The sequence below is a fragment of the Mesorhizobium sp. BR1-1-15 genome, from assembly GCF_020165475.1.
Taxonomy (GTDB): Bacteria; Pseudomonadota; Alphaproteobacteria; order Rhizobiales; family Rhizobiaceae; genus Mesorhizobium.
Window position 1 is genome coordinate 384688 of the sequence record NZ_JAIUIF010000001.1, and the last position, 23333, is coordinate 408020.

General features: G+C 64.0%; 21 protein-coding genes and 1 pseudogene. 13 read left to right on the plus strand and 9 right to left on the minus strand.

Going from position 1 to position 23333, the window contains the following annotated elements:
* Positions 1 to 13: 13 nt before the first annotated feature.
* A complete protein-coding gene (locus LB541_RS01895; protein WP_140497956.1) occupies positions 14 to 934 on the plus strand; it encodes a LysR substrate-binding domain-containing protein in 921 nt (306 codons plus the stop codon).
* Positions 935 to 1008: 74 nt separating this feature from the next.
* Here LB541_RS01895 and der read toward each other — a convergent pair whose 3' ends face one another.
* Together der and LB541_RS01905 are read right to left on the minus strand one after the other, a co-directional pair.
* On the minus strand, positions 1009 to 2442 hold the full coding sequence (gene der / locus LB541_RS01900; protein ID WP_140497954.1) for a ribosome biogenesis GTPase Der: 1434 nt from the start codon (positions 2440 to 2442) through the stop codon (positions 1009 to 1011).
* Positions 2443 to 2445: 3 nt separating this feature from the next.
* Positions 2446 to 3111 (minus strand): tetratricopeptide repeat protein, encoded by a 666-nt coding sequence (locus LB541_RS01905; protein WP_140514747.1) that lies wholly within the window; start codon positions 3109 to 3111, stop codon positions 2446 to 2448.
* Between the two features lie 190 nt (positions 3112 to 3301).
* Between LB541_RS01905 and LB541_RS01910 the strand changes: the two are divergent.
* A pseudogene (locus tag LB541_RS01910) lies at positions 3302 to 4312 on the plus strand (polysaccharide deacetylase family protein); the annotation flags it as partial.
* 39 nt (positions 4313 to 4351) lie between these two features.
* Here the strand turns inward: LB541_RS01910 and sbmA are convergent.
* The 3 genes from sbmA to LB541_RS01925 all read right to left on the minus strand — a co-directional run bounded on the left by sbmA (position 4352) and on the right by LB541_RS01925 (position 7164).
* Positions 4352 to 5611: a peptide antibiotic transporter SbmA gene (sbmA, locus tag LB541_RS01915; protein WP_140497950.1), complete on the minus strand. Its 1260-nt coding sequence runs from the start codon at positions 5609 to 5611 to the stop codon at positions 4352 to 4354.
* A 115-nt stretch (positions 5612 to 5726) separates the two neighbouring features.
* On the minus strand, positions 5727 to 6887 hold the full coding sequence (locus LB541_RS01920; protein WP_140559351.1) for a YbfB/YjiJ family MFS transporter: 1161 nt from the start codon (positions 6885 to 6887) through the stop codon (positions 5727 to 5729).
* Positions 6888 to 6963: 76 nt separating this feature from the next.
* The gene (locus LB541_RS01925; protein ID WP_140497946.1) at positions 6964 to 7164 is read right to left on the minus strand and encodes a hypothetical protein; all 201 of its coding nucleotides are present in this window, start codon (positions 7162 to 7164) and stop codon (positions 6964 to 6966) included.
* 90 nt (positions 7165 to 7254) lie between these two features.
* On the opposite strand from LB541_RS01925, the gene LB541_RS01930 reads away from it, so the two are divergent.
* Genes LB541_RS01930 through LB541_RS01940 form a run of 3 tightly spaced genes read left to right on the plus strand, consistent with a single transcriptional unit; the run spans position 7255 to position 9877 of the window.
* The gene (locus tag LB541_RS01930; protein WP_224617682.1) at positions 7255 to 8247 is read left to right on the plus strand and encodes a LysR substrate-binding domain-containing protein; all 993 of its coding nucleotides are present in this window, start codon (positions 7255 to 7257) and stop codon (positions 8245 to 8247) included.
* Positions 8244 to 9500, plus strand: coding sequence for an aminopeptidase (locus LB541_RS01935; protein ID WP_140564288.1), 1257 nt, complete (start codon positions 8244 to 8246; stop codon positions 9498 to 9500). Before LB541_RS01930 ends, LB541_RS01935 begins: the two co-directional genes overlap by 4 nt.
* 23 nt (positions 9501 to 9523) lie before the next feature.
* Positions 9524 to 9877 carry a DUF488 domain-containing protein gene (locus LB541_RS01940; RefSeq protein ID WP_140629188.1) on the plus strand — a complete coding sequence of 118 codons (354 nt, stop codon included), beginning with the start codon at positions 9524 to 9526 and terminating at the stop codon, positions 9875 to 9877.
* Between the two features lie 186 nt (positions 9878 to 10063).
* Here LB541_RS01940 and LB541_RS01945 read toward each other — a convergent pair whose 3' ends face one another.
* From LB541_RS01945 to LB541_RS01955, 3 genes are all read right to left on the minus strand, one after another.
* Positions 10064 to 10417, minus strand: a complete 354-nt coding sequence (locus LB541_RS01945) for an ArsC family reductase (protein ID WP_140623566.1) — start codon at positions 10415 to 10417, stop codon at positions 10064 to 10066.
* Positions 10418 to 10640: 223 nt separating this feature from the next.
* On the minus strand, positions 10641 to 10994 hold the full coding sequence (locus LB541_RS01950) for a nuclear transport factor 2 family protein (RefSeq protein ID WP_140497937.1): 354 nt from the start codon (positions 10992 to 10994) through the stop codon (positions 10641 to 10643).
* A 130-nt stretch (positions 10995 to 11124) separates the two neighbouring features.
* Positions 11125 to 11757 (minus strand): 2'-5' RNA ligase family protein, encoded by a 633-nt coding sequence (locus LB541_RS01955; protein WP_140520841.1) that lies wholly within the window; start codon positions 11755 to 11757, stop codon positions 11125 to 11127.
* A 274-nt stretch (positions 11758 to 12031) separates the two neighbouring features.
* Here LB541_RS01955 and LB541_RS01960 point away from each other — a divergent pair, with 274 nt between their 5' ends.
* From LB541_RS01960 to LB541_RS01980, 5 genes are all read left to right on the plus strand, one after another.
* Positions 12032 to 13189, plus strand: coding sequence for a fumarylacetoacetate hydrolase family protein (locus tag LB541_RS01960; RefSeq protein WP_140671786.1), 1158 nt, complete (start codon positions 12032 to 12034; stop codon positions 13187 to 13189).
* Between the two features lie 272 nt (positions 13190 to 13461).
* Entirely contained in the window at positions 13462 to 14397 is a 936-nt protein-coding gene (locus LB541_RS01965; protein ID WP_140497931.1) for a substrate-binding domain-containing protein, read from the plus strand.
* Between the two features lie 119 nt (positions 14398 to 14516).
* A complete protein-coding gene (locus tag LB541_RS01970) occupies positions 14517 to 15503 on the plus strand; it encodes an ABC transporter permease (protein WP_140497929.1) in 987 nt (328 codons plus the stop codon).
* Positions 15504 to 15506: 3 nt separating this feature from the next.
* Positions 15507 to 16298 (plus strand): ATP-binding cassette domain-containing protein, encoded by a 792-nt coding sequence (locus LB541_RS01975; RefSeq protein ID WP_140497927.1) that lies wholly within the window; start codon positions 15507 to 15509, stop codon positions 16296 to 16298.
* 117 nt (positions 16299 to 16415) lie between these two features.
* The gene (locus tag LB541_RS01980; protein WP_140671785.1) at positions 16416 to 17438 is read left to right on the plus strand and encodes a LacI family DNA-binding transcriptional regulator; all 1023 of its coding nucleotides are present in this window, start codon (positions 16416 to 16418) and stop codon (positions 17436 to 17438) included.
* A gap of 332 nt (positions 17439 to 17770) precedes the next feature.
* On the opposite strand, the gene LB541_RS01985 is transcribed toward LB541_RS01980, so the two are convergent.
* Positions 17771 to 18364: a TetR/AcrR family transcriptional regulator gene (locus LB541_RS01985; protein ID WP_140497923.1), complete on the minus strand. Its 594-nt coding sequence runs from the start codon at positions 18362 to 18364 to the stop codon at positions 17771 to 17773.
* Positions 18365 to 18610: 246 nt separating this feature from the next.
* Here LB541_RS01985 and LB541_RS01990 point away from each other — a divergent pair, with 246 nt between their 5' ends.
* From LB541_RS01990 to LB541_RS02000, 3 genes are read left to right on the plus strand one after another with little or no spacing between them, the layout of a single operon-like run.
* Complete coding sequence (locus tag LB541_RS01990) at positions 18611 to 18859, plus strand: hypothetical protein (protein WP_140497921.1); 249 nt, start codon at positions 18611 to 18613, stop codon at positions 18857 to 18859.
* Positions 18853 to 22029 (plus strand): efflux RND transporter permease subunit, encoded by a 3177-nt coding sequence (locus LB541_RS01995; RefSeq protein WP_224617876.1) that lies wholly within the window; start codon positions 18853 to 18855, stop codon positions 22027 to 22029. Before LB541_RS01990 ends, LB541_RS01995 begins: the two co-directional genes overlap by 7 nt.
* Positions 22030 to 22044: 15 nt before the next feature.
* The gene (locus LB541_RS02000; protein ID WP_140629181.1) at positions 22045 to 23199 is read left to right on the plus strand and encodes an efflux RND transporter periplasmic adaptor subunit; all 1155 of its coding nucleotides are present in this window, start codon (positions 22045 to 22047) and stop codon (positions 23197 to 23199) included.
* Positions 23200 to 23333 lie beyond the last annotated feature (134 nt).

Sequence of the window (23333 nt, forward strand, 5' to 3'; positions counted from 1 at the left end):
AAACGGGATTATCATGCGACGCGTGACATTCGACCTCGACGTCCTCAGAAGCTTCGTCACCGGAATGGAGCTTGGCAGCTTCGCCAAGGCGGCCGACCGGCTTGGCCGCTCGACCTCGGCGGTCAGCGCGCAGTTGAAGAAACTGGAGGAGCAGGCGGCGACGCCTATCTTCCGCAAGTCGGGACGCGGGCTGGCACTGACGGAAGCTGGCGAGACCATGCTCGGCTATGCGCGGCGGCTGGTCGAGCTCAATGACGAGGCGGCCGCCGCCATCCATGATGTCGAGCTGGAAGGCTGGGTGCGGCTCGGCCTGCAGGAGGATTTTGGCGAGGCGGTGCTACCTGACGTGCTCGGCCGCTTCGCCCGTGCCCATCCCAAAGTCAAGATCGAGGCCCGCATCGCGCGCAGCCATGAGCTCGCGGAGCGGATCATCTCGGGCAGCCTGGACATCGCACTTGCCTGGCACAGCGGCGCGACGCTGCCATACAGCCAGCATGTCGCCGACGTGCAGATGCGCTGGATCGGCCCGGCAAAGCGCATCGAGACCAGCCTGCGCCATGGCGAGCCGCTGCCGCTGGTGGCGCTGGAAGCACCTTGCCTGTTGCGCACGGTCGCAACCGAAACGCTCGACCGCGCCGGCCTGCCCTGGCGCATGGCCTTCTCCAGCCCGAGCCTTGGTGGCATCTGGGCGGCTGTTGCAGCCGGGCTCGGGCTGACGATCCGCACCGACATCGGCCTGCCGGCCAGCGTCAGCGCGATGACGCCGGAGATTGCCGGTCTGCCGGCGCTGCCCAGGATGACGCTGTTCCTGCACCGCAGGGATGCCGAACCCGAACCGGTGGCCGCCCGCCTCGCCGATATCCTGCTGGAAGCGGCGCGGCAGGCACTACCGGAGGGCGCGCGGACGGATGAGAACCTGCTGAAGGTCGCCTAGGCCCTGGTCGCAACCCCTCTTCGTCATTCCAGGGTCTACACCGCGTCGAAGGGTTGGCACCCTTCCCCCGGACGTCAGCGCTTCTTGGCCCTGCCGGCAAAGGGATTGTCCGAAGTCCTCAACGCCATGCGGATCGGTACGCCCGGCATGTCGAAGGCTTCGCGCAGGCTGTTGGTGAGATAGCGGACATAGGATTGCGGCATCGCATCCGGGCGCGAGCACGAGACGACGAAGCCCGGCGGGCGCGTCTTGGCCTGCGTGACATATTTGACCTTCAGCCGGCGACCGGCAACCGCGGGCGGCGGATGATGCGCAAGAATGCCTTCCAGCCAGCGATTGAGCCTGCCGGTCGAGACGCGGCTGTTCCAGACCTTGTGCGTGCGGATGACGGCTTCCATGAGCTTGTCGAGGCCCCGTCCGGTCTCGGCCGAAACCGTCACCGCCTGCATGCCGCGCGCCTGCGGCAAAAGCCGTTCGGTCTTTTCGCGCAGTTCGGCCAAGAGTTCCTGCGGATTGTCGATCAGGTCCCATTTGTTGAAGGCGATCACCGGCGCGCGGCCCTCGCGGATGATCAGGTCGGCGATCTGGAGATCCTGCTTCTCGAAAGGGATGGTGGCGTCGAGCACGATGATGACGATCTCGGCGAAGCGGATGGCGCGCAGGCCATCCTGCACCGACATGACCTCGAGCTTTTCATGGATCCTGGCCTTGCGGCGCATGCCGGCGGTGTCGAACAATTTTATACGGCGGCCGCGCCAGTCCCAATCGACCGAGATGGAATCGCGGGTGATGCCGGCTTCCGGTCCGGTCAAAAGCCGCTCCTCGCCGATCAGTGCGTTGATCAGCGTCGACTTGCCGGCATTGGGGCGGCCGACGACGGCAATGCGCATCGGCTTGGTGTCGTCATAGGCCGGCACCTCGTCGGCGTCGGGATCGGCGATATCCTCGCCGATCAGCACCTCGCTGGAGGCGATCTCCTCGTCGTCGTCCTCATCTTCGCCAAAGGCTCTCGCCTCGCCAAGTGCGGCGATCACCGCGTCGCGCAGGTCGGGCATGCCTTGGCCGTGTTCGGCCGAGACCGGAACCGGCTCGCCAAGCCCGAGCTCCCAGGCCTCCAGCATGCCGCCCTGCGCGCCCTTCGCCTCGGCCTTGTTGGCGACCAGCACGACCGGCTTGCCGGATTTGCGCACGATCTCGGCAAAGGTCCGGTCGTCCGGCAACAGGCCGGATTTGGCGTCGACGGTGAAGAAGATCAGGTCGGCCTCACGGATAGCGATCTCGGTCTGCGCACGCATGCGGCCGGGCAGCGTCGAGGCGGCGGCGTCCTCGAAACCCGCAGTGTCGATGACGTCGAAATGCAGGTCGTAAAGCTTTGCCGCATGGACGCGGCGGTCGCGGGTGACGCCCGGCGTGTCATCGACAAGCGCCAGCTTCCTTCCCACCAGCCGATTGAAAAGAGTCGATTTGCCGACGTTAGGCCGGCCGATGATGGCGACTTTGAAGCTCATATGTCACGACGCACTGCCCGAGCCGCGGATCAGCTCGGACATCAGGGTCGCCCGTTCGCGGGTGTTGCGCGGGGCACCGTCATCGGCGGCGATCTGGTCGAACAGCTTCAGCGCATCCTGGGTCTTGCCTTCCTTCCAGGCGGCCAGCCCGAGCGCCTCGCGCGCGGTGTGGCGCAGCGTGTTGGTGTCCGAGGTCAGGGCCTCGACGCGGCTCGACACATCGGCGAAGGAGCCGTGATCGACCAGCAGCAGCGCCGCCCTCAACCGCGCCATGTCGCGAATGCCCTGGGGAATGGCGGCGTCGGCCGCCACCTCGTCGAAATCCTTGACGGCTGCGTCGACGTCGCCCTTGTCGGCCTTGACGGTGGCCGCGCGCATGCGGGCGAGCAGCGGATAGGCGCCGTAGCCATCCTTCTCCAATTGATCGAGCGCGGCCAGCGCCTCGTCGTTCTTGCCGTCATTGGCCAGCTTCAACGCTTGCGAGAAGGCATCGCCCGAACGGTTGGCGCGGGTCTCGTCCCAGTAGCGGTAGCCGACGAAGGCGGCGGTGCCGAGCACGACCAGCACCGCGACCACAAGCAGGGCCGGGCCGAAACGGTCCCACAGCTTCTGCGCCTGTTCGCGACGGATCTCGTCATTGACTTCACGGATAAAACTGTCGTCGGACATCAATAAAACCATTCCTGCCCCGGGCCGGAGCGTTCGCGAGCCCGCGTTTTAGCGAAATTTTGTCGGCATGGAAGGGGTTCGACCGGAAAATCACCTATTCGCGGGGCAAACGGACGAAAAGGCCACCGCACCCACGCCACATTTGCGCTATAGCGGGGCCAAAACCGCCCGGGGTCAGTAGCTGTTGCCAATATCCTTTTCGTCTCGCGTTGCCGCGTTCTGTCTCGCTTCGCTCGCCACGGCCGGTGCGGCTTTCGCCGATCCACCCGGCTCGCGGGCGCCTTTGCCGGCAAGACCGAAGCAGGTCGTCATCATCTCCTTCGACAGCGCCCGCGACATCTCGCAATGGAAGCGCAGCCGGGCGCTGGCGAAGCGCACCGGAGCGCATTTCACCTATTTCCTCTCCTGTGTCTTCCTGCTGTCACCCGAAACGCGCAGCCAATACACCGCGCCGGGCAAGACATCGGGCAAATCCAACATCGGCTTCGCCGCCTCGACGCAGGAAGTGAGCCAGCGGCTGGAGCAGATCGGGCTTGCGGCATCGGAAGGCCATGACATCGCCAGTCATGGCTGCGGCCATTTCGACGGCAAGGACTGGAGCAAGGCCGACTGGCTGAAGGAGTTCGCCTCGTTCGAGCACATCCTCGAAAACGCCTATGCGAACAACGGCATCGAGCCCGAGCCGACCGGCTGGCGCGATTTCGCGCGGCATGCGGTGGTTGGCTTCCGCGCGCCCTATCTGTCGACGAGCAAGGCGCTCTACGAGGCGCTGCCCGCCGCCGGTTACCGGTTCGACGCCAGCGGCGTCTCGCGCGGCCCGGTCCAGCCGCCGACCACCGCCGGCCTCGCGCGCTTTTCACTGCCGCAGATCCCGGAAGGACCGAAATCGCGGCCGGTGATCGCCATGGACTACAATCTCTATGTCAGGCATTCCGGCGGCTTCGAGCGGCCGAGCAAGGCAGGCGAGTTCGCGGACCGCACCTACCAGGCTTTCCGCGCCGCCTTCGAGGATCAATACCGGGGCAAGCGCGTTCCGCTGCAACTCGGCTTCCATTTCGCGCTGATGAATGACGGCGCCTACTGGAACGCGCTGGAGCGTTTTGCCGGCGAGGTCTGCGTCAAATCAGACGTCGAATGCATCAGTTTTCGCGATTACATCTCGCGGCAGGGTTCTGGCCAGAAGCAGGCTTCCGTCGGCGGCTGCGCCGCCGACCCCGTTCGCACCCAGGTCTTTCCTGACTTAAGCGGGATCCTCGGCGCCTTGCCGCGCCAGATAGCGCTGGTCGATTTCCGGCAGCGGCTCGCCCTGCAGCGTCGCCTCGAAGGCGCGCAGGCGCTTATGCACCGATTGCAGTTCGACGATGGTCGACCAGGAGGTGAGCAGGAACTGCAAGGAACCTGTCACCTTGCCGAATGCATTCGAAATCTGGTTCAGCGCGCCGAACGTAATCTTGTGGGCGACCAGCGACGGCCCGAGGATCAGCAGCGAGAAAATATTGTCGGCCTGCAGGTAGGTGTACCGGACGACATTGAAATAGATGTAGTGGAAATACAGCCGGAAATAATTGTGGCGAACATTGGCGAACAGCGCGGCGGTGGTGGCGGGCTGGGCCCGGTCGGCATGATCCTCGCCGTAAACGAGCTCCTTGCGGTAGGCCGCCTCCACGCGCTGGTTGCGGAACTGCAGCCCTGGAAGCTTCATGCCGGCAATCATGACCGAAATCGTTCCGAACAGACACCAGGCCAGTGCCGCGACCACCAATGGCTGGGGGATCGCGCCGATGATCGGCAACTCGGTTATATGGGCCTGCAACTGGATCATGACCGGCAGGAAGGCGATCAGCGTCATGATCGACTGGACGAAGCTGGAACCCAGATCTTCCATGATCTGGGAAAACCGCATCGTGTCCTCCTGGATACGTTGCGAGGCGCCTTCGATGTGGCGCAGCCTGCCCCAGTTCTCGACGAAGTAGTTGTTCATCGCCGTGCGCCAGCGGAAGATCCAATGGCTGACGATGAAGGCGTTGACCACCTGCACGTTCATGCCGACCAGCGCAAGCCACGAGAAATCGGCCAGCCCAATGTAGAATTCGGCGTTGGTCGATTTTCCGGTGCCCGACATCAGCCCCTGCACATAGTCGAAGAAGGGCCCGTACCAGGCGTTGACGGCGACGCTGACCTGCACATTGAAATAGATGAAGAACAGGATGACCGCCGTCATCAGGATCGACCAGCGTTGCCACGGATGCGGCGAATACCAGCTCCAGAACGCATAGAAAGCGACCACGCAGAACGCGAAGTAGATGTAGAACCAGAGAAACGGCTTCGAGACGAGGACGGCGATGCCGATAATGGGCGGTGCACCGGCTGCTGCCGGCGGCAGGCCGAAGACGGCGCCCAGTTGCTCACCCCCGAAAAACCAGAACAGGATTGCCGCAAGGCTCCAGACGGCGGCCGAAGAGAAAAACAGCTTCGGCTGCGGGAAGAAGGATACGAACACTGTGGCGAATTCCTCGATTTTTGCGCAAATCAGCTGGGTTCAGCAGGCATAAAGTCACACATTAGGGGGAAAGAAAATGCCCATGCCCGATGCCCGGCACCGAGCAAACCCACAATCATGGCGATTTTGGCGCGGCCGACCATGTGATGACGCCGGAGGCGACCAGAACGGCCGCGGCGGCGATCGAGGCAAGGAAGAAATCGCCCGACGCCTGCGCCAGGAGCCCGGCGGCAATCGGGCCGATGATCTGGCCAAGACCGAACGAAGCCGTCATCAAGGCGAAGGTCCGCCGGGGAGCTTGTGGCGCCAGTTGCCGCGCGGTCTGCAGGCCGATCGCGGTGATGGCAATGAACGTGCCGCCAACGAGCAGCCCGCCGAGCAGCGGCCCGGTGCGCCCGCCCACCGCGACGCTTGCGACAATGCCGACGACCTCGACGAAACATCCCAGCGCATAGGTCGCGTAAAGGCCGATCCGTGCCGATATCTTCTGCCAGAGCCAGACCGAGGGAAAGCCGGCAAGACCGGTGACCATCCAGACCACCGCCTCGAACACGCGTCCGCCGCCGCCTTGCCGGACAATGGCGACAAGGAAGGTCGCCGTTACCACGTAGCCGAAGCCGAACAAGCCGTAAGCGACGATCACCTTGGTCAGCGAGCGGTCTTTTGGCAGCGCCGGCTCGCGGCCGGTATCGCCGCTGGCCAGCGGACCGCTGTCCACCAACAGCGCCACGACGACGAAGCCACAAGCCGAGATCGCCGCCGACCACAGCCAGCCCGCCGCCCAGCCGGCATGTTCGCTGACCAGGGCCGCCATCAGCACCGAGGACAGGGCGATGCCGAGGCCGACGCCGCCGAAATGCCACGCCTGCAGATCGCTGCGGCCGGCCGCGGCAAGATGGCTGAAAACAATGCTGGCCAGGAACACCATGACAAAGGCGCTGGCCAGGCCTGCAAGAAAGCGGATGACGAGAAACGCGGCGATCGTATCCGACAGCCCCATCAGCGCGGCAAGCAAGGCGCTGGCGCCGAGGCCGGCCAGCATCAGCAGGCGCTCGCGCCCATGCGCCCAGCCGCCCGCCGCGGCAAAGGCGCCGGCGAGGTAGCCGAGATAATTGGCCGACGCGATCCAGCCCGCATCGGCCGCCGACAGATGGAGTTCTTCCATCATGCCGGGCAGGATCGGCGTATAGACGAAACGACCAATGCCCATGGCGACAGCCATGGCGATCATGCCGGCGAAAGCGAACCGCAGCGCTGTTGAGGTGGCGGATGTCATCGCGGTGCACAATAAGTGCGAAGACCGGCGACACAACGTGCTTGCGTTGGGCCAGGCGCCGGACCGTCAGCACCAATCAGCGGCAGCCCGCTTGCGCCGTCTCGTGGGCGGTGCGTCGCGCCGTCAGCCGGAACGGTATGTCGCCGAGCTCACGCTCCGACATGGCGTCGAGCACGGGATGCGCAAGCGGATCGGCCAGCCAGGCGACCGCTTCGCCACCGTATGGCGGCTCGTGCACAGGGAATACTATCTTGAGCGACGATAACAGCCTCAACATGTCAGCCTCCGCAGGCCTGTCCCGTGAAAGTCTGCTTTTTCGGCATCACTTTCAATTGAGATTTCAGCCCCGCTGGTTTAGAAAAACTCAATGGCCATGCTCAACCGCGTCCACCTCAACGGCCTTCGCGCCGTGGAGACCGTTGCCCGCCTCGGTTCGCTCGCCGCGGCCGCCGGCGAACTCAACGTTTCGGCCAGCGCCGTCAGCCAGCAGATAAAGCGCGCGGAACAGCAGCTCGGCCAGGCCGTGTTCGAGCGAACGGCCAAGGGGCTGGTCCTGACGGAATTCGGCGCCATGTTCGCGATGCGCCTCGGCGCGGGTTTCCGCGAGCTCACCCAGGCCGTGGCGCTGGCCGACGAGGCGCGCCAATGCACGCTGGTGGTTTCCGTGGCGCCGGCATTCGCCTCGAAATGGCTGCTGCCGCGGCTGTCGCATCACTTCACCCGGCATCCCAACGTGCTGTTGCGCATCGACGCCTCGGTGCGGCTGGCCGACCTCGACCATTCCGATATCGATATCGCCATCCGGCTTGGCGACGGCACATGGCCGGGCGGCAAGGCGGAGTTGCTTTTGGCACAAGAGGTGTTCCCGGTCTGCGCGCCCTCGATAGCGAAGAAACTGAAAGCGATCGAAGACCTTGCCCAGACCTGCGCGATCACCGACGAACGGGCGATGATCAACTGGGAAAGCTGGTTCGCCGCAGCCGGTGTCGAACCCGTCACCTTCCTGAAGGGCGCGCGCTTCACCGATCCGATGCTTTGCCTGGAATCGGCGATTGCCGGCCATGGCGTGATGCTGGGCTGGCAGTTGCTCGCCGCCGACGCGCTGGCGGACGGGCGGCTCGTCGCGCCGTTCGGGATCCGCGCCCAGAGCGGGCTTGGCTATTGGCTGGTGACCTCCGCCGCCAAGGCCGAAAGCCGCAAGGTCCGGGATTTCAAGCTCTGGATCAGGGAAGAGATCGAGGCGACGATGGCGCGGTTCGGCTCCGCGAAGACGGGCACGACCGATGCGATCACGGTGGAAAGCACCGTGGCGCCGGTCTATGTAGAGTCCGACATCAAACTACGGCAGGCAGGATCATGACCACACATTCGCGCGGCGTTTCCGCAACGATCGACCCGGTGAAGCTCGACAGGCTGGCGGAAGTCGCCATCAAGGTGGGGCTGCAATTGCAGCCCGGGCAGGACCTGGTGCTGACCTCCTCCATCGCCGCGCTGCCGCTGACCCGGCGCATCGTCGAGCATGCCTACAAGGCCGGCGCGGGGCTGGTGACGCCGATCTTCAACGATGACGAGATCACGCTGGCGCGCTTTCGCTATGGCGCCGACGCCGGCTTCGACCGCGCCGCCGGCTGGCTCTATGAAGGCATGGCCAAAGCCTTCTCCAACAATGCGGCGCGACTTGCCGTGCGCGGCGAAGATCCCTCGCTCCTGTCGGCGCAGGACCCGGCGAACGTGGCGCGCGCCAACAAGGCCAATTCGATGGCCTACCAGCCGGCGCTGGAAAAGATCACCGGCTTCGACATCAACTGGAACATCGTCGCCTATCCCGATCTCGCCTGGGCCAAGCAGGTCTTCCCCGATGATGCCGACGACGTTGCGGTGGCCAAGCTCGCCGACGCCATCTTTGCCGCCTCGCGGGTGGACGTGGAAGATCCGATCGGCAACTGGAAGGCGCACAATGCCGCCCTTCGCAGCCGCACCGAATGGCTCAACGGCCATGCTTTCCATGCGCTTCATTTCACCGGGCCGGGCACCGACCTGACGGTCGGGCTGGCCGACGGCCATGAATGGATGGGCGGCGCCTCCACCGCCAAGAACGGCGTCACTTGCAATCCCAACATCCCGACCGAGGAGGTCTTCACCACGCCGCATGCACGGCGGGTGGAAGGCCATGTTTCATCGACCAAGCCGCTCTCCTACCAGGGCACGCTGATCGACGAGATCTCGGTGCGTTTCGAGGGCGGCAGGATCGTCGAGGCGAAGGCTTCGAAGGGCGAGGACGTGCTGAAGAAAGTGCTGGACACCGACGAGGGCGCACGCCGGCTTGGCGAAGTGGCGCTGGTGCCGCATTCCTCGCCGATCTCGGCGAGCGGCCTGTTGTTCTTCAACACGCTGTTCGACGAAAACGCCGCCTGCCACATCGCGCTCGGCCAGTGCTATTCGAAGTGCTTCGTCGACGGCGCCTCGCTCAGCCAGGCCGAGATCGCGGAGCGCGGCGGCAACAAGAGCTTCATCCACATCGACTGGATGATCGGCTCGGACAAGATCGACATCGACGGCGTCGGCAAGGACGGCAGCCGCGTGCCGGTCATGCGCAAGGGCGAGTGGGCCTGACGGGAGCGCACGAAGGAGAGCGGATGGCCTTCGAGATCGCGGTCAAACGGGTGTATGAACCACCCTCGCTCGATGACGGGCAGCGGGTCCTGGTCGATCGTGTCTGGCCACGTGGCGTCAGCAAGGAGCATGCCGCGCTGGCGCTATGGCTGAAGGACATCGCGCCGAGTACCGACTTGCGCAAGTGGTTCGGGCACGAGCCCGAACGATGGGCCGAGTTCCAGAAGCGGTATCGTGCCGAACTGGAAGGCAATGGCGAGGCCGTGGCGCAACTGCGCGCCCTGCTCCGCGACGGCAAGGTGACGCTGCTCTACGGCGCCCATGACGAGGCGCACAACAATGCCGTGGTACTGGCGGGGTATCTGAGAGGACAGTGACCTGTCCCTTCGTCATCCTCGGGCTTGACCCGAGGATCCATGCCGTGACGTCCGTCCGGAAATGCAACGGAGCAGAATCTGCACGGCTGCGACGCCCAAAAGTCACGGCATGGATCCTAGGGTCTGCGCCGCGTCGCTTCGCTCCTTGCTCCGCCCTAGGATGACGAACTGAGAGTGTACCGCGCCCTACTTCCCGACCACCGCCGCCTCATAAACATCCGGCTTGAACCCGACCAGGATGCGGTCGCCAACCTCGAGCACAGGCCGTTTGATCATCGTCGGCTTGGCCAGCATCAGTGCCTTGGCCTTCTTTTCATCCAGGCCCTGCTTATCCTTGTCCGGCAACTCGCGGAACGTGGTGCTGCCCTTATTGAGCAGCTTTTCCCAGCCGAGCTTGCGGACCCAGCCATCCAGCCTGCCCGCCTCGATGCCTTCGGCCCGATAGTCGTGGAACCGGTACGGCACGTCGTGGCCCTCCAGCCAGACGCGGGCCTTCCTGATCGTGTCGCAGGTGGTGATGCCGTACATGGTGATCGTCAAAACAGGTGCCTTCCGGACTTCGAATCTGGCCGCAGATTAAGCAGCCCCGGCGCGCTTTGCCAGCGGCCCGGCAGAACCATCGAAGAGTAAGTTTCTTCAATGGCGGGCGCGCGGTCGCCGATCCGTGACGACGATGTGCATCAGGTCGTATAGCGGCCAGGACATGATCCTGATCCTGGCCGCTCAGGATGCGGCGAAATGTGCCGACAGCCGGAAACCCGTCTCAATAATAGAAGCGCTCTTCGGCAATCTTGCCGTTCTTGACCGTGTACAGGCCAACCTCGTCCATGGTGACACGCTGGCCCGTGGCCTTGGGCGTTATGTCAAATGTAAAGCGCACGGCGAACTGGTCGCCGTTGACATAAGGGCCCTCGACCGAGCCGCCATGGACTTCGTTGTTTTCCTGCCACCACTGGCCTTTCTGCTTGACGGCGTCCTTGCCGCGGCAGACGGCCATCGGCCCCTCCATGGCCTCATAGCTGACGATGTCGTCGGCATTGTATTTCTCGGCAGCACTTTCGTAGTCACCGCGCTTGAGAAGCTCCGTGAAATCCTTGGCAATTTCCGTGTTGGTCATGTGTTCCTCCTGTTCAGACGCATTGCAAATAGGGAAAGGTTGGCGGCCTGCCATCGTCGTGCCGTCTGGTAGCTGACATGCCATGTCAGGATGATGGACCGCGCGGACTATGCGAGGACGATGCAGGCTCTCACATGGCGGGCAGTGCATCGTCCTGGCCGGTCAGCCGCCAACGTCCGGGCTGCTTGTAGGCGCCCTTCCCAATGAGACTGTGGATCAGCACAAAATCCCGGACAGTCCAGCCGATCGGATCGATCGACCGCTCGCGAATGCTGGGAACGCCCACTTCATCACGAAGCAATGTAACATGCGGTTCGATGGACCTGGTGAGAAAGGGGTTTAGCGGGCTGTCCGAGATCACCGCCGTCAGATCACGCCAGAATTTCTGCAGCGGCGGATTGCCATCGCTGCCGCGCAGGACCAGTGCACCACCGCCAAAAGCCGACAGGCGATCGAACGATACCTCGAAGGGCTTCGCAACGATCATCGATCCGATATGACAGGCGGCCTCTGCCAGCTCTTGCGGATACTCCTCATGGTCGCCGAGGCCGACAAGCGAGATGTGGATGTGATTTTCCGGAACCAGCCAGCCTTGCAATCCGAACTCACGGTTCAAGGCAATGGCCTTTCGCGCGAGACGACCAGCAATCGCGCTGCCGACGAGGATGGCAAAGAACAGCCGGTGGAAATGCTTCCCGGCCTGTTCCCATCGGAAAAAGGCCTGGCCGTTCTTCGCGGTTCCGAATGCGGGTTGCCCACTCATACTGATCTCGTCCGCCAATTGACTCAGGGCGAGCATATTAGAACAAAACGAGAACAAGCGCAAGCCGAAAAATGATGCAGGCGTTGGGGCTCCCGCACCGCCGCACGCATCCAACCCCTGAAGGAGTGCTTCCTTGCGGTACGCCAATCACCGACGACGCCGGCAGACATGGCGCCTGGCTCACCACAAACGGGATAGACCTTTGACAGGAATCCGGTGAAAGTGCCGCGCCGAACCAGCAAGCCGCATTTTTGATGATCAGAGGACCGCACGCATGACAAACCCGATGCATCTGCCCGCCGAAGGCCTTTTTGTCGGGCGCGCCAGAAGCAGCGACGCCTCGCATCCCCTGGTGGTCACGGTGCGTGATGGCACCGTCTTCGACATCACGTCGAGCACGGCGCCGACCGTGCGCGATATCTGCGAGATGGCCGATCCGGCCGGTTATGTGCGCTCGGCCAAGGGCAAGCCGATCGGCTCGCTCGATGATATCGCGGCCAACAGTTTCGAGGCCGCGCGTGATCCGGCAAGGCCCTATCTCATCTCCCCCGTCGACCTGCAGGCGATCAAGGCCTCGGGCGTCACCTTCGTCGTCAGCCTTTTGGAACGCGTCATCGAGGAACAGGCGCGCGGTTCGGCGGAAAAGGCCGACGCCATCCGCGCCGACATTGCCGGGCTGATCGGCCACGATCTGTCCAAGCTCAAGCCCGGTTCGCCGGAAGCGATGGAGATCAAGGCCAAGCTCATCGCACGCGGCGCCTGGTCGCAATATCTGGAAGTGGGCATCGGCCCCGATGCCGAGATCTTCACCAAATGCCAGCCGATGGCCTCGGTCGGTTTCGGCGCCGATGTCGGCCTGCATCCCGTCTCGACCTGGAACAATCCGGAACCGGAGATCGCCGTGATCGCCGCCTCAAGCGGCAGGATCGTCGGCGCCACCATCGGCAACGACGTAAATCTGCGCGATGTCGAAGGGCGCTCCGCGCTGCTGCTCGGCAAGGCCAAGGACAACAACGCCTCCGCCTCGCTCGGCCCCTTCATCCGCCTGTTCGACGGCACGTTCTCCATCGACGACGTAAAGCGGGCCGTGGTCCGGCTGAAAGTGGAAGGTGAGGACGGGTTCTCGCTGGAGGGCGCGAGCTCGATGGCCGAGATCAGCCGCTCTCCCGAAGAGCTCGTAGCGGCTGCCATGGGCGCGCATCACCAGTACCCGGACGGCCTGGCGCTCTATCTCGGCACCATGTTCGTGCCTTCGAAGGACCGCGGCGAGAAGGGCAAGGGTTTCACCCATAAGGTCGGCGACATCGTCACCATCTCGTCGGAGAAATTCGGCGCGCTGGTCAACCGGGTGCGACTGTCGCCGGACTGCCCGCACTGGACCTACGGCGCCAGCCATCTGATGCGCGATCTTGCCAGGGCCGGCCTCCTCTAGCTCTGGGTTCACCCGAGGGCGGTCAATCATCGCTCCGGCGACCCTCGAGGCCGGTATCACCTGCCGCGGAAAATCATCCGAACTGATGCAATCTGATGGGACCGCTGATGGCGCCCCGTCAGGCGCCGACTACGACTGACGGGCGGAGGCTTGCCATTTGTCGAAAAAGAGGATGCTCTGATCATCCAACACGACGTTGGCGGGGAGGACGCGGTCTTGCCCGATCAAGAGGGCGGTTTCGAACTGATCAGTTTCAAACGGGAGGAAATCAAATGCTGACACGGCTAAGAGTGGTTCTATACGGCCTGCTGGTCGCGCTGACGGTCATTCCGGCGGCGGCGCAGGCCAAGACGTTCTACTGGATTTCACATGGCGGCCCGGCCGATCCGGTCTGGACATACTTCCTTGCCGGCGCCAAGCAATGGGCCAAGGACACCGGCAATACCGTCAACACCTCGTTCCACAATGGCGACGTCGCCTCGCAGCAGGAGGCGGTGCGGGCCGCGATCTCGGCCAAGGCCGACGGCATCACCACCACCAGCCCCGATCCGGGCAGCCTTGTCGAGATCGTCAAGGAAGCCCGCGCGGCCAACATTCCGATCATCAATTTCAACACGCCCGATCCCAAGGCCAATTTCAACGCCTATGTCGGCGGCGATAATGTCACCTTCGGCAAGCACTGGGCGCAGTATCTGGTCGACAAGGGCCTGGTGAAGAAGGGCGACTTCGTCTGGATGCCTGTCGAGATTCCCGGCGCCACCTATGGCGTGCAGGAAGAGGAAGGCATCAAGAGCGTGTTCGAGCCGCTCGGCATCACCTATGAGGTGACCGAGGCGACGCTCGACCAGGCCGAGGTGATCAACCGCATGGTCGACTATCTCACCGCCAACAAGGCCAAGGTGAAGGCGATCATCGGCCTTGGCGACCTCGTCACCGGCTCGATCAAACGCGTGTTCGACCAAGTCGGCGTCAAGCCCGGCGAAATCCCCGTCGTCGGCTGGGGCAACTCGCTCGACACCACCCAGGAAGTGCTGAACGGCTACGTCAATGCCGGCCAGTGGCAGGATCCGCAGGCGACCAGTTATGTCGCGCTGTCGCTCGCCAACATGGCCGCCAGCGGCATTCCCCCGGGCTTCAACGTCATCACCGGCGCGCTCTATGAGAAAGATACCGCCGAGATCTACGACAAAATCCTGTCCGGCAAATAGCCCCTGATCTCCAGCGCCGCGCGTCCACCGGGCGTGCGGCGTCCCGCCCTTTCGCCTGGTATCGAGCCGTTTGATGCGGCCCGATGGTCCGGCCCATTCCAACCAGTCGCGGGTTACACGTGGAAAATCGTTCGCTTGTCCAAGGCCTGATCGCGCGGCCGGAATTCGGCCCCTTCGTGCTGCTCGTCGTCGAGATCGCCGTCTTCTGGGGTTTCAACCACGACTTCCTGTCACCCCAGAACATCTCCAACACGTTGGCCTTCACGGTCGAGCTCGGGCTGATCGCGCTGGCGATGACGTTGCTGATGACGTCGGGCGAATTCGACCTTTCCGTCGGCTCGCTGTTCGGCTTCTCGCCGGTCCTGATGTGGACGCTGTTCAACAGCGGCCTCACCTCGCTGGAGATGGGCTTCGTCCTCGCGCTGCTGGTCGCCGCCTTCATCGGCCTGGTCAATGGCTGGTTCGTCACGCAGCTCAAGATCCCGTCCTTTCTGGTCACGCTCGGCATGCTCCTGGTGGTGCGCGGCACCGCGCTGTTCGTCACCGACGGCTTTCCGCAGCGCACCTGGAGCGCCGAGGGCAGTTGGCTGGCGGAGGCGCTGGTCGGCGATTTCTTCATCGGCCCGTTCCGCATCTACATGTCGCTGTTCTGGTTCATCGCCGCGGCCATCGCGCTGGGCTATGTGCTGACGCAAAGCCGCACCGGCAACTGGATCCAGGCCGCCGGCGGCAACCCGAACGCTGCGAGGGCGCGCGGCGTCAATGTCAGCCGCGTCAAGATCGGCCTGTTCGTGCTGTCCTCGGTCATGGCCTCGCTTGCAGGCGTCATCTCCTCGCTGCGCACCTCGGCGGCCAACCCCAACAGCGGCACCGGCTACGAACTCGAGGTCATCGCCATGGTGGTGATCGGCGGCACGGCGCTGACGGGCGGGCGCGGCACCATCATCGGCACCGTGCTCGGCATCCTGATCCTGCGCGTCATGCGCAACGGCATCGTGCTGATCGGCGTGCCCGGCCTTGCCTACAACATCTTCATCGGCGCGATCATCCTTGGCATGATGGCGCTTCATTCATGGCTGGAACGCCGGCATCAGGCAGGGACGTGAACCATGGCCGAGCCACTGATCCGCATGCAGAACATCCGCAAGTCCTACGGGCGCGTGCAGGCGCTGGTGGACGCCAATTTCCATGTCAACGAGCGCGAGATCGTCGGCCTGCTCGGCGACAATGGCGCCGGCAAGTCGACGCTGATCAAAGTGCTGTCGGGCGCGGTGCCGCTGACCAGCGGCGACATCTTCATCCGCGGCAAGAAGGTGAACCTGCGCAACACCAGCGACGCCATCGCCAACGGCATAGAGACCATCTACCAGGATTCGGCGCTGGTCACCCAACTGTCGATCGCCCGCAATTTGTTCCTCGGGCGCGAGCCGATCAAGCCGCCGCGCTTCCTCAACCGCATGGACCAGGAGGCGATGAACACGGTCGCCCGCGACCTGCTCAAGCAGGTCGGCATTTCCAAGAACATTCCGCCGACCACGCCGATCGGCTCGCTCTCCGGCGGCGAGCGCCAGGCGGTGGCGATCGCGCGCGCCATGCATTTCGACAGCGATCTCATCATCCTCGACGAACCGACCAACAATCTTGGCGTCGCCGAAACCCAGGGCGTGCTGAGCTTCGTGCGCAGCGCGCGCGATTCCGGCCATTCCTGCATCTTCATCGCGCACAACATCCACCATGTCTTCCAGGTGGTGGACCGCATCGTCGTCATGCGGCGCGGCAAGGTGGTGGCCGGGGACATCGACCCCAAGACGACCAGCGTGGCGGAGGTTGAACGCGTCATCACCGGCATGTCGGACAAGGAGATCCGCGACGCCATCGCCGATGGCAAGGGGTCGCATTGAGGGACGAGCGCAACATCCCTGGCGAAACAGCAGAATGGGCATCCGGGCGATGGGCGCGATCGGCGCCGCTCAAATCGCCCGTCTGGCGTGCCATCGCATCGGCAATAGGGTTGCGGCATGAAAGCCACCGTCTCTGACATCGCCAGGAACTGCGAACTGTCGACGGCGACGGTCGACAGGGTGCTCAACAACCGGAAGGGGGTCAGCGCGGCCAACCGGCAGCGCGTCATGGAGGCCGCCAAGCAGCTCGGCTATCTGCCGGTCGCCGATCAGGTAACGCTCCCCTCGCGGCCGGCCAATCTGGAATTCTTCCTGCCGATCGGCAGCAACGCCTTCATGCAGGATTTGGCCAGGCATATCGAGGATTATACCTCGCGCCTGCCGCTCGTTGCCTCGTGCCGGATCCACAACCTCGCCGGAATCTCGCCGAACGCTTTGCAGACCGCCGTCGAAAACCTGTCGCTGAAAGCCAACGGCGTCGGCGTCATCGCCGTCGATCATCCCAGGACGCGCAACATCCTGCGCGACATCGTCGAGGCCGGCATTCGCCTGGTGACGCTGGTGTCCGATATTCCGGCCGCACCACGCTCGGCCTATGTCGGCATAGACAACCGGGTGGCGGGACGGACCGCCGCACTCCTGATGGGGCGCTTCCTCGGCGACCGCGAGGGCCAGTTGGCGATGGTGGTCGGCTCGCGCTCCTATCGCGGCCATGAGGAACGTGAGATGGGTTTCCGCTCCGTGCTCGGCGAGGAGTTCCCCAACCTGAGCGTCAGCAGCGCCGTCGAGATCAACGACGAGACCGATGCCAGCTATGCCGAAACCATGAAGGCGCTGCGCAACGAGCCGGAACTGCTCGGCATCTATTGCATTGGAGCCGGACGCTCCGGCGTTGCCAAGGCCATCCGGGAGGCCAGGCCCAACCGCAAACCGGTATTCATCTGTCACGACCTGACGAGGGAAACGCGCGGCTATCTCGTCGACGATCTAGCCGACGTCGTCATCGACCAGAATGCCAGGCTGATCGCCGAGCAATCGGTCATCCGCCTGCTTGGCTCGATCGCATCATCGGCGCCCTACCTGACGCGGAAATTCATCGAGCCGCGGCTGATCTTCCGGGAAAACGTCCCGGTGCAGTGACGCGGCCCGCGAGGTCTTCCGGTCACGTCGCGAGCGATACGGCGAATCTGCACAGCTGCTATGCACGATTCACGATTGCCGAATCATTGGGCAACCCATAGCTTCTGGTTGTCGGCCATCTACTCCTCCCAGATGCGATGCCGACGCTGAGTGGGGTGCACCTCCTCCCGCACCACATTCGAAATCGAGCCCGCTGCCACCTCCTCCCGGCAGCGGGCTTTTTTATTGCATGCCGGACATTTCCGGGAACGGCAGGGAATCCACGCAACATCAAAGCCACGGCAAACCGGAAGCGCACGCGCTGTCCGGCGCCAATGAGCCTTGCCGATGGATCAGCCCGCGGCGGCTCCGCCCCTGAAGGACTGGATCAACCCTTCCGCCATGCGCACCAATTGCGCGCTGGGACCTTCGGTGCCAACGGTCTGCACGCTCACGCGCGCGCCTTCGCACAGCAGCGAAAGCGTATCGGCCAGAAGTTCGGCCTGGCCGATGCCGGCGCCCCGGCAGAGCGCCACCAGGCGCTCGCGCTGGGCTTCCTTGAGTTCCTTGATCACGCGCCTGGCCGGATGGTCGGGTTCAGTCAGCTCAACCGCGGCGTTGGCCATGTCGCAGCCCCGGCAATCGGCCGTAAGCATCTCGGCCGCCTTGCGAACCCAGGCATGCAGTTGCGCGAGCTTGTCGCCCGGGTGCTCGGCTTCGAATGCGTCCCACATCGCGCCGGCCTTTGATGCGGTGGCGCGCAGGCATTCGATGATCAGATCGTCCTTGGATTCGAAATGACGGTAGAGCGTCATCTTGTTCGTGCCGGCAGCCTCGGTGATGGCGTCGACGCCGACGCCCTTGATGCCGTGCTTGTGGAACATGTCGCGCGCCGTCTCCAGGATCCGATCCCGGGGACGAGGACGCTCCACGACGCCGTCTGTCATCATTGATCTCCTTTCGTTTCCAAAAATCCCTCGGCCACCTCTTGACTAGGGTGTTACCGGTCTGTAACTTCCAGAATGTTACTTACTGGTAACACCTATGGCGTCCGCCGTCAATAACAAGACCGTGATCTGGTCCGGCCAGATCGGGGCGGGCGAAAAATTGCATTTCATGCGGCTCCGGCCGGTGAAGAGATGAAAAACGGTTCGCGAGCATGGGCTGCGAATCGACAGACAAGGAGCCGGCCAATGCCACAGCGCCGCGATCTTACCATAGATGAAGCCGTCCGGGATCCGATGATCCGGCTGGTCATGAAAGCCGACGGGGTCGATCCGCGCGCTTTCGAAACAATGCTGCGCACGCTTGCCGGTTCGCAGCGCGGCGAGGTGCCGTTGCTCCGTTCGTCGGAAGAGTTCGGACGCGGCCAGAGGCTGTCCAGGGTTGCCACTGCGTTCGGCAGGGCAAGAGCAGCCGGAGAGGCGTGCGTGTCGTGGTAAACTTCTTCATTCACCGCCCGATCTTCGCCTCGGCGATCGCCATCATCATGGTGCTCGCCGGGACGATTTGTTATTTCCTGCTGTCCGTCTCGCAGTTTCCCGACATCACACCGCCGCAGGTCGTGGTCAGCGCCCACTATCCGGGAGCCAGCGCGCAGGTGGTCGCCGACACTGTGACGACGCCGCTGGAGCAGCAGATCAACGGCGTGCAAGGCATGACCTACATGTCGTCGACCAGCTCCAATGACGGTTCCTCGACGATCACCATCACCTTCGATGTCGGCTATTCCCTGAGCACCGCCGCCGTCGACGTCCAGAACCGCGTCTCGCAGGCTGCCTCGTCGCTGCCGGCGATCGTCAATCAGGGCGGCGTGACGATCAAGAAGCAGAATCCGAACTTTGTCCTCATCGTCAATCTCACCTCGCCCGACGGCTCCGTCGATCCGGTGGCGCTGTCGAACCTTGCCTATCTGCAAGTGGTCGACCCGCTGAAGCGGCTGCCCGGTGTCGGTGACGTGCAGATATTCGGCGAGCGGCGCTATTCGATGCGCGTCTGGCTCGATCCGGACAAGCTCGCCAATCTCGGCATCACCGCTGTCGACGTCCAGAACGCCATTGCCGAGCAGAACGTCCAGGTGGCCGCCGGCAAGATCGGCCAGTCTCCGGCGCCTGCCGGCACCGCTTTCGAGATGCAGGTCAATGCCGTCGGCCGGTTGAGCGATCCCAAGGAGTTCGGCGACATCGTCGTGCGCGCCAACACCACCACCGGTTCGCTGGTGCGGCTGCGCGACGTCGCCCGCATCGAACTCGGCGCCCTGCAATATTCGTCGTCGGCCTTTTTCGGCAAGGACCCGACCGTGGTGCTCGCCGTCTACCAGATGCCCGGCTCCAACGCGCTCGATTTGCAACAGCGCGTCAAGGACAAGATGCAGGAGCTGTCCGCCCGCTTCCCCAAGGGCGTCAGCTATGCCATGCACTACGACACGACGCGCTTCGTCTCGGCCTCCATGCATGACGTGCTGATCACGCTCGGCGAGGCTCTGGTCCTCGTCGTCGCCGTGGTTTTCATCTTCCTGCAAAGCTGGCGCACCACAATCATTCCGACGATCGCCATCCCGGTGTCGCTGGTAGCGACGCTCGTCGTCATGGAGATGATGGGCTTCTCGCTCAACATGCTCTCCCTGCTCGGCATGGTGCTGGCGATCGGCCTTGTCGTCGACGACGCCATCGTGGTGGTCGAGAATGTCGAACGACAGCTCGAGGCCGGGCTGAAACCGTTGGCGGCTACCAAGGCCGCCATGGCCGAGGTCACCGGTCCGATCATCGCCACCACAGCCGTGCTGATGGCCGTCTTCGTGCCGGTCGCCTTCATCCCCGGCGTTTCGGGACGGCTCTACAACCAGTTCGCGCTGACGGTGGCGATCTCGGTCGGCATTTCCGCCTTCAATTCGCTGACGCTGAGCCCGGCGCTGAGCGCCGCCTTCCTGCGCCATCGCCAAGGCACGCAGTTCGTGCTGTTCCGCTGGTTCAATACGGGCTTTGACAGGCTGTCGCATGCCTATGCCAATGGCGTGCGCATCCTCATCCGTTTGCGCTGGATCATGCTCGGCCTGTTCGCAGCCGGGCTGGTCGCCACCTATTTCGTCTGGGCAAAGCTTCCCTCGACCTTCCTTCCGGTCGAGGACCAGGGCTATTTCTTCGTCGTCATCCAATTGCCCGACGGCGCTTCGCTGGAACGGACCGACGCTGTGGCGCAGAAGGCGCGCGACATCCTGCAGGCGACGCCCGGCGTCGACATCGTCGGCTCGATCAGCGGCCTGAACTTCCTGACCAGCGCGGCGCAGTCGAATTCCGCGGTCGAATTCGCCATCCTCAAGCCGTGGGAGGAGCGCGGTCCCGACCAGAGCGCCTCCAAGCTCGTCGCCGACGTGCGCGGCAAGCTGATGCAGATCCCGGAGGCGTTCGCGCTCTCCTTCGATCCGCCCTCGATCCCGGGTATCGGCACCACGGGCGGCTTCGAATTCGTCGTCGAGGACCTTACCGGCCGCGGCAGCACCGCGCTCAACGACGCGACGCAAGCCGTGATCGCCGAGGCGCGCAAGCAGCCGGAAATCAACCCCCAGCAGCTTTTCTCGCCATTCTCGACCTCGACGCCGCAGTTCAACTACGACCTCGACCGCGCCAAGGCGAAGCTGCTCGGGCTCAACCTGCCTGACGTCTTCAACACGCTGCAGATCTATCTCGGCTCGCTCTACGTCAACGACTTCAACCTGTTCGGCCGCACCTTCCGGGTGACCATCCAGGCCGACAAGGATGCACGCGCGGGTGCGGCCGACATTTCGCGGCTCTATGTGCGCAATGCCTCCGGCGGCATGGTGCCACTCAGCACGCTGGGCAAGCTGGTACCGTTCGTCGGCCCGGAAACGGTGCCGCACTACAACAACAACGCCTCGGCCTCGATCAATGGCGGCGCCGCGCCCGGCTATTCGTCCGGCCAGGCGGTCGCCGCCATGGAACGGGCCGCCGCCACGGCTCTGCCAAGGGATTTCGGCTTCGAATGGACCGGCATCACCTTCCAGGAGCTCAAGGCGGGATCGATCGCGTCGGTCGTCTTCGGCCTCGCCATCGTCTTCGTCTTCCTGATCCTGGCGGCTCAATATGAGAGCTGGGCGATGCCGTTCATGGTGCTGCTGGCAGTGCCGCTCGCCTTGTTCGGCGCGTTCGTGGTGCTGTGGGTGCGCGGCATGCAGATCGACGTCTACTCGCAGATCGGCTTCGTCATGCTGATCGGCCTGGCGGCGAAGAACGCCATCCTGATCGTCGAGTTCGCCCGGCGACGGCGCGAAGAAGGCCTCAGCATCGTCGAAGCGGCGATGGAAGCGGCACGGCTGAGGCTGCGGCCGATCCTGATGACGGCCTTCGCCTTCATCCTGGGCGTGCTGCCGCTGATGTTCGCGACCGGCGCCGGTGCTGCCAGCCGTCAATCGATCGGCACCACCGTCTTCGGCGGCATGGTGGCGGCGACCATCCTGTCGCTGGCGTTCGTGCCGGTCTTCTATGCGGTCATCGAACAGCTGCGCGAACGGCGCGGCGGCGACGAGCCCGCTTCCCTGCATTCCGAACCAACTGCCGAACCCGCCTTGCCGCCCATGGCGCAAGCGGCCGAATAAGATTGGAGACTGAACATGCGTAAATGGAAAATCGCTTTGGGCGCCGCTGTCGCGCTGGGCGCAATCTCGGTGGCGAGCGTTCACCTGCTCGATATGGGCAGCCTCAGCCTCAATGCCGGCACGGCCGGAGCGGCAACGCCCGCTCCCGCGGCATTCGTCATGCCGGTGCCGGTGACCAGCGTGGTGAAGAAAACGATCCCGATCTATCTCGACTATGCCGCCCGCACCGAACCGATCCGCAGCGTCACGCTGCAGGCCAGAGTGCCGGGCTACCTGGAAGAGCAGGCCGCCGAAGACGGCGCCGACGTCAAGAAGGGCGACCTCCTCTACAGGATCGCGCCGCAGGACTTCCAGGCGGCGCTCGACCAGGCGAAGGCGCAGGTGCAGCGTGATACAGCGACGCTCGACTATGCCCGCTCCAATCTCGGCCGCGGCACCGAGCTCGCCAAGAGCGGCTATCTGGCCAAGGACAGCTTCGACCAGCGCACCAGCACCTTGCGCGAGGCGCAGGCGTCGCTGGCGCTCAACCAGGCGGCGGTCCGCACGGCCGAGCTCAATCTGAGTTACTCGGAGATCCGTGCTCCCTTCGCCGGCCGCATCGGCCGTAACCAGGCCTCGATCGGCACGCTGGTCAGCGTCGCCGGCACGGTGCTCAACACGCTGGTGCAGCTCGACCCGATCTATGTAACCTTCAATCCGAGCGAGAGCGATCTGGCGCAGATCGAGGAAGCTCGTGCCGCCGGCCCGATCGAGGTCGAGGTGCTGCTCCCGGGCGAGACCGAAGCCCATCAGAAGGGTGAACTCACCTTCATCGACAACACGATCGACCATTCGACCGGCACCATCACCGCGCGCGCCACCATCGGCAACGCCAAGTTCGCGCTGCTGCCTGGCCAATATGTCCGCGTCCGGCTGCACGTCAAACAGCAGCCCGATGCGCTTATGGTGCCGCAGGTGGCACTGGGTTCGAGCCAGCTCGGCAAATATCTCTACGTCGTCGGCAAGGGCAACACGGTCGACCAGCGGCTGGTCTCGACCGGGCCGACCAGCGGCGACCTGGTGGCCATCCTGAGCGGAGTCACGGAAGGCGACCAGGTGATAACAGGCAATCTGCAGAAGATCGGCCCTGGAATGCCGATTTCGCCACTGCCACAGAAACCGGCCACCTGACTCCCCCGCAGGCCCGGTTTCAGCGCGGCGCCCCGGCCTTCCCACAGGTCGCGGGCGCCGCTTTTGCGAGCAGCTCCGCCCGACCAGTACCGGCCATGTGAAAAAAGCCGCAAAAGTCCTTGTTAGATTGTCGA

What these genes read in the sequence shown, in the direction of transcription:
- LB541_RS01940 (WP_140629188.1), top strand. Translation starts at nt 9,524, where the DNA reads ATGGCCTTCGAGATCGCGGTCAAACGGGTGTATGAACCACCCTCGCTC.
- LB541_RS01935 (WP_140564288.1), top strand. Translation starts at nt 8,244, where the DNA reads ATGACCACACATTCGCGCGGCGTTTCCGCAACGATCGACCCGGTGAAG.
- LB541_RS01930 (WP_224617682.1), top strand. Translation starts at nt 7,255, where the DNA reads ATGGCCATGCTCAACCGCGTCCACCTCAACGGCCTTCGCGCCGTGGAG.
- LB541_RS01895 (WP_140497956.1), top strand. Translation starts at nt 14, where the DNA reads ATGCGACGCGTGACATTCGACCTCGACGTCCTCAGAAGCTTCGTCACC.
- LB541_RS01955 (WP_140520841.1), bottom strand. Translation starts at nt 11,757, where the DNA reads ATGAGTGGGCAACCCGCATTCGGAACCGCGAAGAACGGCCAGGCCTTT.
- LB541_RS02000 (WP_140629181.1), top strand. Translation starts at nt 22,045, where the DNA reads ATGCGTAAATGGAAAATCGCTTTGGGCGCCGCTGTCGCGCTGGGCGCA.
- LB541_RS01985 (WP_140497923.1), bottom strand. Translation starts at nt 18,364, where the DNA reads ATGACAGACGGCGTCGTGGAGCGTCCTCGTCCCCGGGATCGGATCCTG.
- LB541_RS01925 (WP_140497946.1), bottom strand. Translation starts at nt 7,164, where the DNA reads ATGTTGAGGCTGTTATCGTCGCTCAAGATAGTATTCCCTGTGCACGAG.
- LB541_RS01905 (WP_140514747.1), bottom strand. Translation starts at nt 3,111, where the DNA reads ATGTCCGACGACAGTTTTATCCGTGAAGTCAATGACGAGATCCGTCGC.
- LB541_RS01990 (WP_140497921.1), top strand. Translation starts at nt 18,611, where the DNA reads ATGCCACAGCGCCGCGATCTTACCATAGATGAAGCCGTCCGGGATCCG.
- LB541_RS01960 (WP_140671786.1), top strand. Translation starts at nt 12,032, where the DNA reads ATGACAAACCCGATGCATCTGCCCGCCGAAGGCCTTTTTGTCGGGCGC.
- LB541_RS01980 (WP_140671785.1), top strand. Translation starts at nt 16,416, where the DNA reads ATGAAAGCCACCGTCTCTGACATCGCCAGGAACTGCGAACTGTCGACG.
- LB541_RS01975 (WP_140497927.1), top strand. Translation starts at nt 15,507, where the DNA reads ATGGCCGAGCCACTGATCCGCATGCAGAACATCCGCAAGTCCTACGGG.
- LB541_RS01920 (WP_140559351.1), bottom strand. Translation starts at nt 6,887, where the DNA reads ATGACATCCGCCACCTCAACAGCGCTGCGGTTCGCTTTCGCCGGCATG.
- LB541_RS01965 (WP_140497931.1), top strand. Translation starts at nt 13,462, where the DNA reads ATGCTGACACGGCTAAGAGTGGTTCTATACGGCCTGCTGGTCGCGCTG.
- LB541_RS01950 (WP_140497937.1), bottom strand. Translation starts at nt 10,994, where the DNA reads ATGACCAACACGGAAATTGCCAAGGATTTCACGGAGCTTCTCAAGCGC.
- der (WP_140497954.1), bottom strand. Translation starts at nt 2,442, where the DNA reads ATGAGCTTCAAAGTCGCCATCATCGGCCGGCCTAACGTCGGCAAATCG.